Origin of the sequence: Citrobacter rodentium NBRC 105723 = DSM 16636 (assembly GCF_021278985.1) — a bacterium.
GTDB classification, from domain to species: domain Bacteria; phylum Pseudomonadota; class Gammaproteobacteria; order Enterobacterales; family Enterobacteriaceae; genus Citrobacter_A; species Citrobacter_A rodentium.
This window is the reverse complement of sequence record NZ_CP082833.1, coordinates 2,722,106-2,736,842: the sequence shown is the minus strand read 5'-3', so window position 1 is coordinate 2,736,842 and position 14,737 is coordinate 2,722,106. Positions and strand designations below refer to the sequence as shown.

The following is a 14,737-nucleotide window of genomic DNA, read 5'->3' as shown; positions in this document are numbered from 1 at the left end:
CGTTACTCCGCCTCTTCCTGTTTTACCTGCTGTTTCTCTTGCTGCTTTTCCTGCGGCGTCTCTGTCAGAGCCATATCTGTTCTGGCGTTGCGGGTCATCCACAGCGCCAGCGCTTTCAGGGAGTCCGGGGTAAACTCGTCGCAGCGGGCGGTGATCTCCTCCGGCGTCATCCAGCACACTTCGCTCACTTCATCTTCCTGAAGCGCGAAGGGTCCGTGCGACACGCAGCTGAACAGACTTCCCCAGACGCGGCAGTTTTCATCTTCAAAATAGAACTGGCCGTGCTCGGCGAAGGGCACGCCCGCAATACCCAGCTCCTCTTCCGCTTCGCGGCGGGCCGAGTCCAGCAGTTGCTCATCAGCCTGCACGACGCCGCCCGCAGTGGCGTCTAACATACCGGGTAAAAAGTCTTTTGTTTCGGTACGACGCTGCACAAGAATTTTGCCCATCCCGTCATGTACGACGATATAGGTCGCGCGATGCCGCAGGCACTGCGCCCGCATCTGTTCACGGCTGGACTGTGCAATGACTTCGTTGTCTTCATTAACAATGTCCACCCATTCCGTACTTGCCAAACGACGCTGTTCCACCATCAGGAAACCTTCTTTTTTTGGCGCTCTTACGGCGCATTTACATTTGTGGGGGTAAATTACGAATTAATCGTCACCTGCGCAATGATACTTTGATCATTGAGTGCGATGACGCGCAAAACATTCTCATCCAGCATCCCGTAGCTCGCCTGCTGGCCGCCCTTGGGGATGCTCACCGAACCGGGGTTGAAATGGAAAATTTCGCCCCGCCTTTCGGCTACCGGCAGATGGGTGTGCCCGTATGCCAGTATATCCCCGGCGCACAGCGGCGGCTGTTTATCCGGCCCAAACAGATGACCGTGGGTCAGAAACAGCCGCTGTTTCGCCATCAGTACCTGCTGCCAGGGCGCGGTAATGGGGAAATCCAGCAGCATCTGATCCACTTCGCTGTCACAGTTGCCGCGCACTGCGATAATCCGCGCCGCTTCGCCGTTCAGCCGCTCTGCAACCCTGGCGGGCGCATAGCCTTCGGGTAAGGCGTTACGCGGTCCGTGGTTCAGTATATCGCCCAGAATCACCAGCCACTGCGCGCCGCTGCGGCTAAACAGCTCCAGCACGCGCTCTGTCGCCGGCAAAGATCCGTGGATATCGGACGCGAACATCAGTTTCATCACCTTCTCCGTATCGTAAATACCGCGCGCTATGATACTGGATTATAGACGCTTTATCAGCCCGAACGCTTCGCGGAAAGCGCAATAAAACGCTGGACCGAGGCGCGTTGCCACTGAAACGTCGCGTAGTCGGCCAGCGGCTCCGGCACCGCGTCGCCATTCAGCGCCAGTCGGTTGAGCATCAGCGCCAGATCGGTATCCGCCAGGCACCATTCGCCGAACAGATTCGGCATACCGTGCGCCAGCAGATTACCCGCCGTGGCGAACAATTTTTCCGCGCTGGCTCTCCCCGCCTCGCTCAGCGGCCCTTTTTTCACGCCGCCGAAAACCACCTCCGTCGAACGCTCTTCGCGAATCGGCATCAGGTCGCTGCGGAGCCAGGCCTGAATCTGCCGCGCCCGCGCGCGCTTTTGCAGATCCAGCGGGTAAAGACGTCCCCAGGTTGGCGGCGCAAATCTCTCCTCCAGATACTCGGCAATGGCCGACGACTCGCTGAGTTCAAATCCGTCGATTTCCAGCAGCGGCACCCGGCGGGTCTGGGCGTAGCCTTGCCAGCCGGGCTGGAGATGTTCGTCCTGGTTAAGGTCGACAGTTTTCAGGCTAAAAGACAGCCCCTTCTCCTGTAGCGCCACGTAAGCAGAGAGCACGTAAGGAGAGAAAAAGTTGGCGTCCGACCAGAGTGTAATGACAGGTTTATTCATAGCTTCCTCGTCTTGTTGCGTTTTTTTCCCAACATAAAGACTCTTTCGCTTGCTGTCACCTGATCAAAACTCACACAACGCGCCAGGCTTTCTATACTTGTGGTTGTCGCATACTTAAAACCGCTTTCTGGAGCAGAAATGATCGACCTCTATTACGCCCCGACGCCCAATGGACACAAGATTACGCTCTTTCTGGAAGAAGCCGAGCTGGACTATCGGTTGATAAAAGTCGATATCAGTAAAGGTAATCAGTTTCGTCCCGATTTTTTATCCATTTCCCCCAATAATAAAATTCCCGCCATTGTCGATCGTGCCCCTGCCGACGGCGGCGCGCCGCTCAGCCTTTTTGAGTCGGGCGAGATCCTGCTGTATCTGGCGGAAAAGAGCGGCATGTTACTGAGCGGCGAACTGCGCGAGCGCCACGTCACCTTGCAGTGGCTGTTCTGGCAGGTCGGCGGTCTGGGGCCAATGCTGGGTCAGAACCACCACTTCAACCATTTTGCCCCGCAGGCCATCCCCTATGCGATTGAGCGTTATCAGGTCGAAACCCAGCGACTGTACAACGTCCTGAACAAGCGGCTTGAAAACTCGCCCTGGCTGGGCGGCGAACATTACAGCATCGCCGATATCGCCTGCTGGCCGTGGGTTCACGCCCATCAGCGCCAGCGCATCGATCTGGCGATGTATCCGGCGGTGAAAAACTGGTATGCGCGTATCCGCTCGCGCCCGGCAACCGAACGCGCGCTGTTGCAGGCGCAGCTTAATCCTGAGACGTTGAAAGGGTAACGTCGCATGGTTCTCGTGTATGATGCGAATATTCACACATGGAGAAACCTGCAATGTCTCAACCTGACGCGATTATTCGTATAAAAAACCTTCGCTTACGCACGTTTATCGGCATTAAAGAAGAAGAGATCAACAACCGCCAGGATATTGTTATTAACGTCACGATTCACTATCCGGCAGAAAAAGCGCGCGTCAGCGAAGATATCAACGACGCGCTGAATTACCGCACCATCACCAAAAGCATTCTTCAGCACGTTGAGAACAACCGCTTTTCGTTATTAGAAAAATTGACGCAGGATGTGCTCGACATCGCACGCGAACACCACTGGGTCACTTATGCTGAAGTGGAAGTCGACAAACTACACGCGTTACGCTACGCCGATTCAGTCTCGATGACCCTGAGCTGGCGGCGCTAACCGGCAATACGGGAGGCTGCATGAATATACTGGTAACCGGAGGCACGGGACTTATCGGCGGAGAGCTTATTCCGCGACTGCTCAGGCTGGGGCATCAGGTCACTGTTCTGACGCGCCATCCCGCAAAAGCGCGCGACCGGCTCGACAGCCGGGTCACGCTATGGAGCACGCTGGAGGATAAGCAGAATCTTAACGGCGTGGATGCGGTGATTAACCTCGCTGGCGAACCTATTGCAGACAAACGCTGGTCAGCCGCGCAGAAGGAGCGGCTGTGCCAGAGCCGCTGGCGCATCACGCAAAAGCTGGCGGATCTGATTAACGCCAGCGACGTGCCGCCATCGGTGTTGATTTCAGGTTCCGCCACCGGCTACTACGGCGATCTCGGCGAGGTGGTGGTGACCGAAGAGGAGCCGCCGCACAATGAATTTACTCATAAGCTGTGCGCGCGCTGGGAACAGCTCGCCTGCATGGCGCAAAGCGATAACACCCGCGTTTGTCTGCTGCGCACCGGCGTGGTGCTGGCGCCGAAAGGCGGCATTCTCGGCAAAATGGTTCCGCCGTTTCGTCTTGGGCTGGGGGGACCTGTCGGCAACGGACGCCAGTACCTGGCGTGGATCCATATTGACGATATGGTGAATGCGATCCTCTGGCTGCTTGATAACGATCTGCGCGGGCCGTTCAATATGGTTTCGCCGTATCCGGTACGCAATGAGCAGTTTGCTCACGCGCTGGGCCACGCGCTACACCGTCCGGCTATTGTCCGCGTACCGGCGACCGCGATTCGCCTGCTGATGGGTGAGGCATCGGTGCTGGTGCTGGGCGGTCAGCGCGCGCTGCCGAAGCGCCTCGAAGCCGCCGGCTTCGCCTTTCGCTGGTATGATTTAGACGAAGCGCTGGCGGATGTGATTCGCTGACGCCCGGCCTGTGCATCTCCGCCATTCCGGTGGTAAGGTAGTCAGACTGGCTTCCGGAATGGCGATGTTATGGCATTACTGACGACCCCGCGACTGACGCTCTCCCCCTTTCAGGCAACCGACTGGCCCTTTTTTCTCGCCCTGCGCGAAAACCCGGAGATTATGCGCTATATGGGCGAGATCGGTCCGGAACGGGATACCCGCCTGCTGTTCGCGCGACGTCTGGGGTCGCAGCACATGTTTGTTATTCGCCAGCATAACGATCCCACGCCGCTGGGCGATGTCGGGCTGCAAATCAGCCATCAGTTCCCGCAGGAGGCGGATATCGGCTACTGCCTGCTACCGCAGGCGCAGGGTCGCGGGTTCGCTGTCGAAGCCGTCCGCGCCGTCTGCGAATACGCCTTTCGCGATGCCGGGATAAAGGCCATCAACGCCTGGGTGCTGGCGGAAAATCTCCCCTCCGTGCGGCTGCTGGAGAAGCTTGGCTTTGTACGCACTCAGATACTGGAGCAAGTCTTTGAGATAAACGGCATCCGTTTTGATGACTGGGGATACCGTCTGGAAAGCGCCTGATGGCGCTGCGCTTATCAGGCCTGCCAATGGCGTCTTCGTTCCCGTAGGCCGGATAAGGCGTTTACGCCGCCATCCGGCACCGTTCCAGGCTATTTCAATGAACCTTTAAGGAACTGCTGCAAGCGCGGGCTCTGCGGGTTGCCAAACACTTGCTCCGGTTCGCCCTCTTCTTCAATTTTTCCCTGATGCAGAAAAATCACATGGCTGGAGACATGGCGCGCAAAGCCCATTTCATGCGTCACCACCACCATCGTTTTCCCCTCTTCCGCCAGCTGCTGCATAATGCGCAACACCTCGCCTACCAGCTCCGGGTCCAGCGCCGAGGTCGGTTCATCAAACAACAGCACTTCCGGCTCCATCGCCAGCGCCCGCGCAATCGACACGCGCTGCTGCTGACCGCCAGAAAGATGCACCGGGTATTTCCCCTGCGCGCGTTCATCGATGCCGACTTTCGCCAGATATTTCATTGCCCGCTCGCGGGCTTCCTGCTTGCTCAGTCCCAGCACCTGAACCGGCGCTTCCATCACGTTTTCCAGCACCGTCATGTGGCTCCACAGATTAAAGTGCTGAAAGACCATCGTCAGACGCGTGCGCAGCAGCCGAAGCTGGTTTTTATCCGCCACCTTCAGCTGGCCGTCTTTATCGCGCACCAGATTGATATTCTGCCCGCTGACGATAATCGAACCTTCACTCGGTTTTTCAAGGAAGTTAATACAGCGCAAAAACGTGCTTTTGCCCGAACCGGAGGAGCCGATGATGCTAATCACATCCCCGGCATTGGCCTGCAGCGATACCCCTTTCAGCACTTCATGTTCGCCGTAGCGTTTGTGCAAATCGATAACGTTTAATTTATTCTCAGACATCGTGTTACTCGAATTATTTAGAGGAAACATGCTGCAGCCAGCGCCTTTCCGCTCTGCGGAACAGGCTGATCAGGACATAGGAAATCATTAAATAGAGCACCGCGGCAATACCGAAAGCGGTAAAAGGCTGATAGGTCGCCGAGTTGATATCACGGGCGATCTTGAGCAGATCCGGCACCGTGGCAGTAAACGCCAGCGCCGTGGAGTGCAGCATCAAAATAACCTCATTGCTGTATGCCGGCAGCGCAATACGCAGGGCCGAAGGCAGAATAATGCAGCGGTACATTTTGAACGAAGAAAAGCCATACGCCCGCGCCGCCTCTATTTCACCATGCGGCACCGAGCGGATCGCCCCGGCGAAAATCTCGGTGGTGTAAGCGCAGGTGTTGAGGGTTAACGCCAGCACGGTACAGTTCAGGCCGCTCCGGAAAAAGGCGTTGAGTAAATCGGTGCCTTTCACAATCTCAAGGGTGTACATCCCCGAATAGAACACCAGCAGTTGCACGTACAGCGGCGTGCCGCGGAAGATGTAAGTAAACAACCAGATGGGAAACTGGATGAATTTATTGCTGGAAACGCGGCCAATGGCGAGGAACACCGCCAGGATACCGCCCATCACCACCGACGATATAAGCAACCACAGGGTGATCGCCACACCGGTAAAGCGATAGCCGTCGCTCCACAGCAGGGATTTCCAGTACTCCTGAATAATCTCGATCACAGGTCAGCCCTCTTCACGCCCACGGAGTAGCGGCGCTCGAGGAACAGCAGCACACCATTGGAAACGGTTGTGAATATCAGATAGATAACCCCGCACACCACGGCGAAGTAAAACGGCTCCCAGGTGCTTTTACCGGCAAGCTGGGTGGCCTTCACCACATCCTCCAGGCCGAGCAGGGAGACCAGCGCCGTCGCTTTCAGGATCACCTGCCAGTTATTGCCAATGCCGGGAAGCGCATAGCGCATCATCGCCGGGAACATAATGCGGCGAAACGTCTGGGAAGAGGTAAAACCAAAGGCGGTTGCCGCCTCAATATGGCCTGTCGGCACCGCCATAAAAGCGCCGCGGAAGGTTTCCGTGAAATAGGCACCGTAAATAAAACCAAGCGTAATAATACCGGCAACCATAGGATCAATATCAATCTGGCCGATACCCATCGCCTCGGTCACCGCATTCAGCGCGATCTGCAAACCATAAAAAATCAGCAGCATCAGCACCAGATCCGGCACCCCGCGAATAAGGGTGGTATACCCTTCGAAAATAAGCCCCGTCACCCGGTTTTGCGAAAGCTTAGCGCCCGCCCCGACGAGGCCGATCAGCACTGCCAGCACGACGGAACTGAGCGCCAGTTCCAGCGTGACGATCGCGCCCTGTAAAATAACACCTGAAAAGCCGTACAACATGCTGCCTGTCCTGTCGTGAGTGGTGAGTAAGAGCCTCTTTTGAACCTGACCAACCCGCTGAATGCCTGATGGCGCTGCGCTTATCAGGCCTGGGGAAATGCTACCCGTAAGCCGGATAAGGCAAAGCCGCCACCGGCAACGTTCTGCCTGATGGCGCTGCGCTTATCAGGCCTACGGACATGCTACCCGTAAGCCGGATAAGGCGAAGCCGCCATTCGGCAACGTTCTGCCTGATGGCGCTGTGCTTATCAGGCCTACGGACATGCTACCCGTAAGCCGGATAAGGCGAAGCCGCCACCGGCAACGTTCTGCCTGATGGCGCTGCGCTTATCAGGCCTGCGGACATGCTACTCGTAGGCCGGATAAGGCGAAGCAGCCATCCGGCATCGGGTCAGTTATAACGCGGGCTTTATCTGCACCTGCGGTTATTAACCGCCGTAAACATCAAAATCAAAATACTTTTTCGCCAGCTTCTCGTAAGTCCCGTCAGCGCGCATTTCAGCAAACGCTTTGTTCAGGGCTTCACGCAGTTCGTTGTCTTCTTTACGCAGGCCCATACCGGTCCCGACGCCGAACAGTTTCTCGTCTTTTACCGACGGGCCGCCGAATTTGTAATCTTTACCAACGGGCTGCTTAAGGAAGCCTTCGCTTGCCGCAACTTCATCCTGGAATGCCGCATCGATGCGACCGGCAGTCAGGTCGGAGTAAATATTGTCCTGGCCCTGGTAAGAGACGATCTCAATGCCTTTCGGCGCCCAGTGTTCGTTACCAAACGTCTCCTGCGTCGTGCCCTGCAGTACGCCGACGCGCTTGCCTTTCAGCGACTCAACGGTCGGCTGAATGTCGGAATCTTTCGTTACCACCAGACGTGAGTCGGCTGCATAAAGTTTGTCGGTGAAGGCGATTTCCTGCTGGCGCTTTTCGGTGATGGAAAGCGAAGACATGATGGCGTCGATTTTCTTCGCTTTTAACGAAGGGATCAGCGCATCCAGCGGGTTCTCGATAAAGGTACATTGCGTATTAATGCGCTTACACAGCTCTTTCGCCAGATCGATATCAAAACCAACCAGTTCACCCTGCGCATTTTTCGATTCAAAAGGCGCATAGGTTGGATCGGTACCGATGCGAAGTTTTTGCGGAATAGCGGCAAAAGCTGCGGTAGCGCTGGAAAATGCCAGAACCAGAGAAAGAGATAACACCAGTTTTTTCATAACTATCCTCAACAGACTGTCTTTATAGGGGATCTTTACAGGACCAGGTGCCGTTATCGTGCCATTAATCGGGTCGACAAGGCAAAGAATTCTGCCCTGTCGCCCGGGTTATTTTGCATGAAAATCGCTTAACTATGCACTTTTCCACTTTCCGGCCGTTGCATTTGCACCATAATAGTGCAACCCATCCATTTTGCACCGTAATGGTTAGCCCGGATGGCGCAAACAGATCCCTGCGTCAGTAGTCAGTCGCCGTAGACGTTAAAGTCAAAATATTTTTTCGCCATCTTGTCATAGGTGCCATCCTGACGCAGATCGGCCAGCGCTTTATCAAAGGCGGCTTTCAGTTCGCCATCGTCTTTACGCAGACCGACGCCGGTACCGTCGCCAAAGTATTTTTTGTCTTTCACGGAAGGGCCGGCAAATGCGTAATCTTTACCGGCTGGCTGTTTGAGGAAGCCCTCGCTGGCGGCCACTTCATCCTGCAAAGCCGCGTCAAGACGCCCGGCCGTCAGATCGGAATAGATCAGGTCCTGGTTGGCGTACGCCACCACGTCCACGCCTTTGCTGCGCCAGTTATCGTTGGCGTAGGCTTCCTGGGTGGAGCCCTGTAAAACGCCCACGTGCTTGCCTTTCAGCGCATCGAGGGTCGGCTGAATCGGCGAGCCTTTGGCGGCAATCAGACGGGAGTCCGCCGCGTAGAGCTTGTCAGAGAAGGCAATCTCCTGCTGGCGCTTATCGGTAATGGAGAGCGAAGAGATAATGGCATCGATTTTCTTCGCCTTAAGCGATGGGATCAGCGCGTCAAAATCGCTGGCAACCCAGGTACATTTCACCTGCATACGCTTACACATCTCATTGCCCAGGTCGATATCAAAGCCGACGAAGTCGCCTTTGGCATCTTTTGAAGAAAACGGCGCGTAGGTGGTGTCGGTACCAATACGCACCGTCTCCGGCAGCGCGGCATAGCCGGAGACGCTGGCAGAAAGTCCAATCAGCAATGACAGAGCGAGAACTGACTTCTTCATACATAACCCTCAAGTGGAATGGCTTTATTATGTTTTGCGTTGTGTGTTTTGCAGGCTTTTTCATGCAGGTCTTATGCCATATTCGCGCCGGGGAGGATTTTTGACGTTAAATATGTTAATAAAACGTTGCAATATTATCCTGATGTTGAAGATAGCAGGTCTGACGGATGAACCGCAGCGTTTCGGCGGATTTTAACGAATTAAATGTTGAGGATATGATCGCGGTTGCAAAATTGCCCCGAAACAGGGCAACGGGCGGTGGCAAAGGCAAATTTATGCGCCCTGCCAGCGGGTAAAGAGATCGTGCGGCAGCGCGATGTCGAACTGGTCGAGTACGCGGTTAACCGTCTGATTTATCACATCATCCAGCGTTTGCGGCCGATGATAAAACGCCGGAACCGGCGGCATAATTACCGCGCCAATTTCCGCCGCCTGGGTCATCAGCCGCAGATGCCCCAGGTGCAGCGGCGTTTCCCGCACGCAGAGCACCAGCGGACGGCGCTCTTTCAATACCACGTCGGCGGCGCGGGTCAGCAGCCCGTCGCTGTAGCTGTGCACAATGCCGGACAGGGTTTTGATCGAACAGGGCAGGATCACCATGCCGGCAGTCTGGAAAGAGCCAGAAGAAACGCTGGCGGCAATATCCCGCGCGTCATGGGTAACGTTTGCCAGCGCCTGCACGTCACGCAGGGGCAGATCGGTTTCCAGCGACAGTGTCTGGCGGGCGGCCTGGCTTATAATCAGGTGCGTTTCGACCTCCGGCACATCGCGCAAAACCTGTAATAAGCGCACGCCGTAAATAGCGCCGCTGGCGCCGCTGATCCCTACAATGAGTCGTTTCATGGTGTATTGCCCTGTCTGCCTGATGCTGCAGACTTTGCCGGATTATGGTTGCCGTTGCAATGCCGGCGACAATGAGCTTTCACGGACGATCAGCCGTACCGGCATCAGCAGGTTCCGCTCCCCTTCGTCGCGCTGGAGCAGACAAAACGCATCGCGCCCCAGTTCACGCTTGTTTACCGCGATGGTGGTAAGCGGCGGATGGGTCCAGGCTGCCGCGTCAATATCATCAAATCCGACAATCGCCATCTCCTGCGGGATGGTGATGCCTTCACGCGCGCAGACGCGCATCGCCACCAGCGCCGCCACATCGTTATAAGCGAAAATCGCATCCGGCGGCTGCGGTAACGCCAGCAGGCGGTTCATACCTTCAGTCAGCGCCTGCTCAATGTCTTTGACCGGCGGCATCTCTACCCGATACCCGTCAGGCAGTGAAAGTCCGGCTTCCAGCAGCGCCTGCTGGTAGCCCTCCACGCGCTGACGAATGCTGTAGTGATGCTGCGATTGCCCGAGAAACGCGATCCGCCTTCTGCCCTGCTGGATCAGATGACGTGTGGCAATAAAGCCGCCGTGATAGTTATCCGGATTGACGCAGGGAAAATCTGCCGCCCAGAGATCGACCAGCACCACCGGCAGAGCGGTTTTGCGCAGCTCATCCAGTACTTCAGGCTCCATATATCCGGCGCAGATCAGCGCATCAGGCTGGTGCAGATTAATCAGTTCAGAGACCGCCTCATCGGCGCCGACGGGTTGAAAACTCATCGCCACGTCGTTTTCCCGGCAGGCATCGGCCACTCCGAGCATCACCGCCGAATAGAACGGTAAGGCGGTGGCGATATTGTGCTGACGATGAAGCAGGAACAGCAGGCGCTTAATCTTTCCGTTGCGTAAGCGGCTAAAGTCATAGCCCTGCGCCTGCGCAATCGCCAGGATTCGCTGTCGGGTCTCCTCGCTCAGACCCGGTTGCCCTTTTAACGCCCGGGAGACGGCGGCAAGGGAAACGCCGGATGCCGACGCAATATCTTTAATTCGGATCTTTTTTACCATTCCGTTCGTTTTATACCTTTAGCTGTGGCGCAGCAGGCAGCCGCTTAACTCCAGCATATACGAATTCCGCTCTCCCGAGGAAGGCGGACACCCGGCGCTGTGACGGCGGCAGATCTTTTTTCGTAAACATTTCTCGTAATAATAACGAAACAATACATTTATTTCCTGAATATGCCGATTTTTCGTGATTAAGATCGGATTTTAAATTTTATTTTTAGTAAAAATATCGATCAGTTTCACAATGACCACACCTGGCGATATACCTGAATATCGTGCCAGATCTATGCTCAGCAGCGCCCCATTTTTACGAAAAAGTCAGAGATAAGACGTAATGGCTTGCTAAACAATCGCAACCTGCTAACGCATAGGGAGAGAAGTTATGGCGACTGCCGACAGTCTGGATGGTGAAGTGCAGAGCGTGGATTCGGAGGAGAGACTCTCCACACGTGAAAAAATTGGCTATGGATTAGGAGATGCCGGAGGGCACTGCATCTCTGATTTAATCAGCGGCTTTTTGCTTTTTTTCTACACCGACGTATTTGGCCTGAGCCCGGCCATTGTCGGCGCGATGTTTTTTATTCTCAGGATTTTCGACGCTATTTCCGATCCGATAATGGGCATTGTAGCCGACCGAACCCGTAGCCGCTGGGGGCGCTTTCGTCCGTGGCTGCTATGGACTGCCGTGCCGCTCGGGATTATTGGCATTCTGACATTCACCGTCCCGGATATCAGTCCGAATATGAAAATCGCCTGGGCTTTCGCCACCTACTTCCTGCTCTCCGTGGGTTATACCGCCAACAACGTTCCCTACTGCGCGCTGATTAACGCCATTACCAGCTGCCACGATCAGGTGATGTCCTGCCAGTCCTGGCGGTTTGTGCTCAGCGGTATCGCCGGCTTTCTGGTGTCGGTCGGTTTGCCGTGGATGGTGGATCTGTTCGGCCAGGGCAACCTGGCGAAAGGCTATCAATACGGCGTAGCCGTGCTGTGCACCATTGGCATGGTGTTATTCCTGCTGTGCTTTTTCTGGGTAAAAGAGCGCGTGCCGCTATCGCTGGCCGGTCAGTTCACCCTGCGCGAACACCTGCAAGGGTTACGTAAAAACGATCAGCTGCTGATGATGCTGGTGATGTCCTTCCTGCTGGTCAACATCCTCTGTATTCGCGGCGGCGGCTATATGTATTTTATCACCTACGCTTTGCAGGGTAGCGCCGGGTATATGTCGCTGTTTTTTGGCATCGTCACCATCGCGGGCATAGTCGGAGCGATGGTGGTCAATCCACTCTCCCGCCGTATCGATATGGTGAAGTTATATTTCTACACCAATATCACGCTGGTGATTTTCGGCCTGGCGATGTACTTCCTGCCCGTCGGCCCCGGTTATCAGACGCTGTGGCTGGTCTGTATTTTAATCAATAACGTCGTGCTGGGATTTGCTCTCCCGCTGCACTTTTCCATTATGGCGTTCGCCGATGATTACGGCGAATGGAAAAACGGCGTGCGCTCCACAGGGATGAATTTTGCCTTCAACCTCTTTTTCATCAAGCTTTCCTGGGCCTCTTCCGGCGGCATAATCAGCCTGATTTTGATACTGGTCGCTTATCAGCCGGGGCTGGAAAACCAGACAGCCGCCTCGATTGAGGGCATTACCGCCCTGCAAAGCCTGGTGCCGGCGGCATTCCATCTTGTTCTTGCGCTATGCCTGCTCAAGTGCAGACTCAGCGGCGCCATGATGCAGCGCATTGCGAACGATCTTCACCAACGACATTCACAGTTAACCCGGGGGATACATGATGCAGTCTGATGTAATTGAAGCCGACCTGAAACGAATCACGATTACCGACCCCTTTTTAGGGGAATATCAGTGGCTGATTCGCGATGTGGTGATCCCTTATCAGTGGCAGGCGCTGAACGACAATATTCCGCAGGCGGAACCCAGCCACGCGCTGGCTAACTACCGCATTGCGGCAGGGCTGGAAAAGGGCGAATTTTACGGCATGGTTTTTCAGGACAGCGATGTGACCAAATGGCTGGAGGCGGTGGCCTGGTCTTTAAGCCAGCAGCCGGACGCCGCCCTTGAACAAACCGCCGACGAGGTGATTGAACTGCTGGCAAAAGCACAGTGCGATGACGGCTATCTCAACACCTGGTATAGCGTAAAAGAGCCGGGCCAGCGCTGGACCAACCTCGCCGAATGCCATGAGCTGTACTGCGCCGGTCATCTGTTTGAAGCGGCGGTAGCCTTTTTTCAGGCGACCGGAAAGCGCCGCCTGCTGGAGATCGCCTGCCGGTTTGCCGACCATATCGACGCCGTTTTCGGCCCCGAGCAGGGACAGCTACGCGGCTATCCCGGCCATCCGGAAATTGAGCTGGCGCTGATGCGCCTGTACGAAGTCACGCAGGAGCCGCGCTATCTGGCGCTGGCCCGTTTCTTTCTCGACGAGCGCGGCAGGCAGCCGCACTATTACGATATTGAGTTCGAAAAACGCGGCGGAAGCTGGCACTGGGGCGGCTGGGGCGATGCGTGGATGGTGAAAGACAAAGTCTACACCCATGCGCACAAGCCGCTGAGCGAACAGGATCAGGCGGTCGGCCACGCGGTGCGCTCGGTTTATCTGCTGACCGGGCTGGCGCATGTCGCCCGCATGACGCACGATGAAGAGAAGCGCCAGACCTGTCTGCGGATCTGGAATAACATGGTGCAGCGGCGGATGTACATCACCGGCGGGATTGGCTCCCAGGCGATCGGAGAAGCCTTTACCAGCGACTACGATTTACCTAACGATACCGCCTATAGCGAAAGCTGCGCCGCCATCGGCCTGATGATGTTCGCCCGCCGGATGCTGGAGATGGAAGGCGACGCGCACTACGCCGATGTGATGGAGCGCGCCTTCTATAACACGGTGCTCGGCGGGATGGCGCTGGACGGCAAGCATTTCTTTTATGTCAATCCGCTGGAAACGCAGCCGAAATGCATGGCGCACAACCATATTTACGACCATGTCAAACCGGTTCGCCAGCGCTGGTTTGGCTGCGCCTGCTGTCCGCCGAATATCGCCCGCACGCTGGTGGCTATCGGCCACTATCTCTTCACTCCGCGCCCGGATGCGCTGTTTATCAACTTCTACGCCGGTAGCGAAGCGCAATTTACCGTCCCGGACGGCGAACTGCATCTGACGATTCGCGGCAATTATCCGTGGACGGGAGAAGCAGAGATCGCCATGACGCATCCGCATCCGGTCACCCATACGCTGGCGCTGCGTCTGCCCGAGTGGTGCGATTCGCCGCAGATACGCGTCAATGGCGAAACGGCGCAGGGAGAGACGATTAAAGGCTATCTGCATCTCCATCGCCAGTGGCGACAAGGCGACGTCATTACCCTGCTGTTGCCGATGCGCGTTAAGCGCGTCTACGCCAGTCCGCGGGTGCGCCATACCGCCGGGAAAGTCGCGCTCCAGCGCGGACCGCTGGTTTACTGTCTGGAAGAGGCGGATAACGGCAGCGAGTTGCATAACCTTTCGTTGCCCTCTGACAGCCCATTGCATGAGGTTGCCGGAAGCGGCGTCTTACAGGGAAAAGTGCTGATTCAGACAGAAGGGCTACGCGTCGCCACTCCCGAAGAAGAAGCGCCGCTGTACAGCTTCGATACGCCGCCCACGAGCGTAACAAAACAGACGCTGACGTTTATTCCGTGGTTCAGCTGGGCGAATCGTGGGGAAGGCGAAATGCGAGTCTGGGTGGACGAGGCTTGAT

Annotated in this window: 16 protein-coding genes; 6 read left to right on the top strand and 10 right to left on the bottom strand. The window is 56.0% G+C overall.

Annotated features, from left to right (window positions below):
• Nucleotides 1-2: 2 nt before the first annotated feature.
• The 3 genes from yfcD to yfcF are packed head-to-tail and all read right to left on the bottom strand — an operon-like array spanning nt 3 to nt 1,902.
• Nucleotides 3-593, bottom strand: coding sequence for an NUDIX hydrolase YfcD (gene yfcD / locus K7R23_RS12955; protein ID WP_042623048.1), 591 nt, complete (start codon nt 591-593; stop codon nt 3-5).
• A gap of 56 nt (nt 594-649) precedes the next feature.
• Entirely contained in the window at nt 650-1,201 is a 552-nt protein-coding gene (yfcE, locus tag K7R23_RS12950; protein ID WP_024132810.1) for a phosphodiesterase, read from the bottom strand.
• A gap of 56 nt (nt 1,202-1,257) precedes the next feature.
• Complete coding sequence (yfcF, locus tag K7R23_RS12945; RefSeq protein ID WP_012906871.1) at nt 1,258-1,902, bottom strand: glutathione transferase; 645 nt, start codon at nt 1,900-1,902, stop codon at nt 1,258-1,260.
• Between the two features lie 138 nt (nt 1,903-2,040).
• Between yfcF and yfcG the strand changes: the two genes are divergently transcribed.
• The 4 genes from yfcG (at nt 2,041) to K7R23_RS12925 (ending at nt 4,591) form a co-directional block, all read left to right on the top strand.
• On the top strand, nt 2,041-2,688 hold the full coding sequence (gene yfcG, locus K7R23_RS12940) for a GSH-dependent disulfide bond oxidoreductase (RefSeq protein ID WP_012906872.1): 648 nt from the start codon (nt 2,041-2,043) through the stop codon (nt 2,686-2,688).
• Between the two features lie 53 nt (nt 2,689-2,741).
• Nucleotides 2,742-3,104, top strand: coding sequence for a dihydroneopterin triphosphate 2'-epimerase (folX, locus tag K7R23_RS12935; protein WP_012906873.1), 363 nt, complete (start codon nt 2,742-2,744; stop codon nt 3,102-3,104).
• Between the two features lie 20 nt (nt 3,105-3,124).
• Entirely contained in the window at nt 3,125-4,018 is an 894-nt protein-coding gene (locus K7R23_RS12930; RefSeq protein ID WP_012906874.1) for a TIGR01777 family oxidoreductase, read from the top strand.
• A gap of 69 nt (nt 4,019-4,087) precedes the next feature.
• Nucleotides 4,088-4,591: a GNAT family N-acetyltransferase gene (locus tag K7R23_RS12925; RefSeq protein ID WP_012906875.1), complete on the top strand. Its 504-nt coding sequence runs from the start codon at nt 4,088-4,090 to the stop codon at nt 4,589-4,591.
• Between the two features lie 89 nt (nt 4,592-4,680).
• Here K7R23_RS12925 and hisP read toward each other — a convergent pair whose 3' ends face one another.
• The 7 genes from hisP to K7R23_RS12890 form a co-directional block, all read right to left on the bottom strand.
• Nucleotides 4,681-5,454, bottom strand: a complete 774-nt coding sequence (gene hisP, locus K7R23_RS12920; protein WP_012906876.1) for a histidine ABC transporter ATP-binding protein HisP — start codon at nt 5,452-5,454, stop codon at nt 4,681-4,683.
• 13 nt (nt 5,455-5,467) lie between these two features.
• The gene (gene hisM / locus K7R23_RS12915) at nt 5,468-6,175 is read right to left on the bottom strand and encodes a histidine ABC transporter permease HisM (RefSeq protein ID WP_012906877.1); all 708 of its coding nucleotides are present in this window, start codon (nt 6,173-6,175) and stop codon (nt 5,468-5,470) included.
• Nucleotides 6,172-6,858 (bottom strand): histidine ABC transporter permease HisQ, encoded by a 687-nt coding sequence (locus K7R23_RS12910; protein WP_012906878.1) that lies wholly within the window; start codon nt 6,856-6,858, stop codon nt 6,172-6,174. Before K7R23_RS12910 ends, hisM begins: the two co-directional genes overlap by 4 nt.
• Nucleotides 6,859-7,286: 428 nt before the next feature.
• The gene (gene hisJ / locus K7R23_RS12905; protein WP_012906879.1) at nt 7,287-8,069 is read right to left on the bottom strand and encodes a histidine ABC transporter substrate-binding protein HisJ; all 783 of its coding nucleotides are present in this window, start codon (nt 8,067-8,069) and stop codon (nt 7,287-7,289) included.
• A gap of 245 nt (nt 8,070-8,314) precedes the next feature.
• Nucleotides 8,315-9,097 (bottom strand): lysine/arginine/ornithine ABC transporter substrate-binding protein ArgT, encoded by a 783-nt coding sequence (argT, locus tag K7R23_RS12900; RefSeq protein ID WP_012906880.1) that lies wholly within the window; start codon nt 9,095-9,097, stop codon nt 8,315-8,317.
• A 273-nt stretch (nt 9,098-9,370) separates the two neighbouring features.
• The gene (locus tag K7R23_RS12895) at nt 9,371-9,940 is read right to left on the bottom strand and encodes a UbiX family flavin prenyltransferase (protein ID WP_012906881.1); all 570 of its coding nucleotides are present in this window, start codon (nt 9,938-9,940) and stop codon (nt 9,371-9,373) included.
• Between the two features lie 42 nt (nt 9,941-9,982).
• Nucleotides 9,983-10,984 (bottom strand): LacI family DNA-binding transcriptional regulator, encoded by a 1,002-nt coding sequence (locus K7R23_RS12890; protein ID WP_012906882.1) that lies wholly within the window; start codon nt 10,982-10,984, stop codon nt 9,983-9,985.
• A gap of 379 nt (nt 10,985-11,363) precedes the next feature.
• Here K7R23_RS12890 and K7R23_RS12885 point away from each other — a divergent pair, with 379 nt between their 5' ends.
• Entirely contained in the window at nt 11,364-12,788 is a 1,425-nt protein-coding gene (locus K7R23_RS12885) for an MFS transporter (RefSeq protein ID WP_012906883.1), read from the top strand.
• Nucleotides 12,775-14,736, top strand: coding sequence for a glycoside hydrolase family 127 protein (locus tag K7R23_RS12880; RefSeq protein WP_024132811.1), 1,962 nt, complete (start codon nt 12,775-12,777; stop codon nt 14,734-14,736). The genes K7R23_RS12885 and K7R23_RS12880 overlap by 14 nt, the downstream gene beginning before the upstream one ends.
• The last annotated feature ends 1 nt before the right edge of the window (nt 14,737 follow it).

Excerpts from the sequence above, each read along its gene's own strand:
- yfcD (WP_042623048.1), bottom strand. The coding sequence starts at position 593 with ATGGTGGAACAGCGTCGTTTGGCAAGTACGGAATGGGTGGACATTGTT.
- yfcE (WP_024132810.1), bottom strand. The coding sequence starts at position 1,201 with ATGAAACTGATGTTCGCGTCCGATATCCACGGATCTTTGCCGGCGACA.
- yfcF (WP_012906871.1), bottom strand. The coding sequence starts at position 1,902 with ATGAATAAACCTGTCATTACACTCTGGTCGGACGCCAACTTTTTCTCT.
- yfcG (WP_012906872.1), top strand. The coding sequence starts at position 2,041 with ATGATCGACCTCTATTACGCCCCGACGCCCAATGGACACAAGATTACG.
- folX (WP_012906873.1), top strand. The coding sequence starts at position 2,742 with ATGTCTCAACCTGACGCGATTATTCGTATAAAAAACCTTCGCTTACGC.
- K7R23_RS12930 (WP_012906874.1), top strand. The coding sequence starts at position 3,125 with ATGAATATACTGGTAACCGGAGGCACGGGACTTATCGGCGGAGAGCTT.
- K7R23_RS12925 (WP_012906875.1), top strand. The coding sequence starts at position 4,088 with ATGGCATTACTGACGACCCCGCGACTGACGCTCTCCCCCTTTCAGGCA.
- hisP (WP_012906876.1), bottom strand. The coding sequence starts at position 5,454 with ATGTCTGAGAATAAATTAAACGTTATCGATTTGCACAAACGCTACGGC.
- K7R23_RS12910 (WP_012906878.1), bottom strand. The coding sequence starts at position 6,858 with ATGTTGTACGGCTTTTCAGGTGTTATTTTACAGGGCGCGATCGTCACG.
- hisJ (WP_012906879.1), bottom strand. The coding sequence starts at position 8,069 with ATGAAAAAACTGGTGTTATCTCTTTCTCTGGTTCTGGCATTTTCCAGC.
- argT (WP_012906880.1), bottom strand. The coding sequence starts at position 9,097 with ATGAAGAAGTCAGTTCTCGCTCTGTCATTGCTGATTGGACTTTCTGCC.
- K7R23_RS12895 (WP_012906881.1), bottom strand. The coding sequence starts at position 9,940 with ATGAAACGACTCATTGTAGGGATCAGCGGCGCCAGCGGCGCTATTTAC.
- K7R23_RS12890 (WP_012906882.1), bottom strand. The coding sequence starts at position 10,984 with ATGGTAAAAAAGATCCGAATTAAAGATATTGCGTCGGCATCCGGCGTT.
- K7R23_RS12885 (WP_012906883.1), top strand. The coding sequence starts at position 11,364 with ATGGCGACTGCCGACAGTCTGGATGGTGAAGTGCAGAGCGTGGATTCG.
- K7R23_RS12880 (WP_024132811.1), top strand. The coding sequence starts at position 12,775 with ATGATGCAGTCTGATGTAATTGAAGCCGACCTGAAACGAATCACGATT.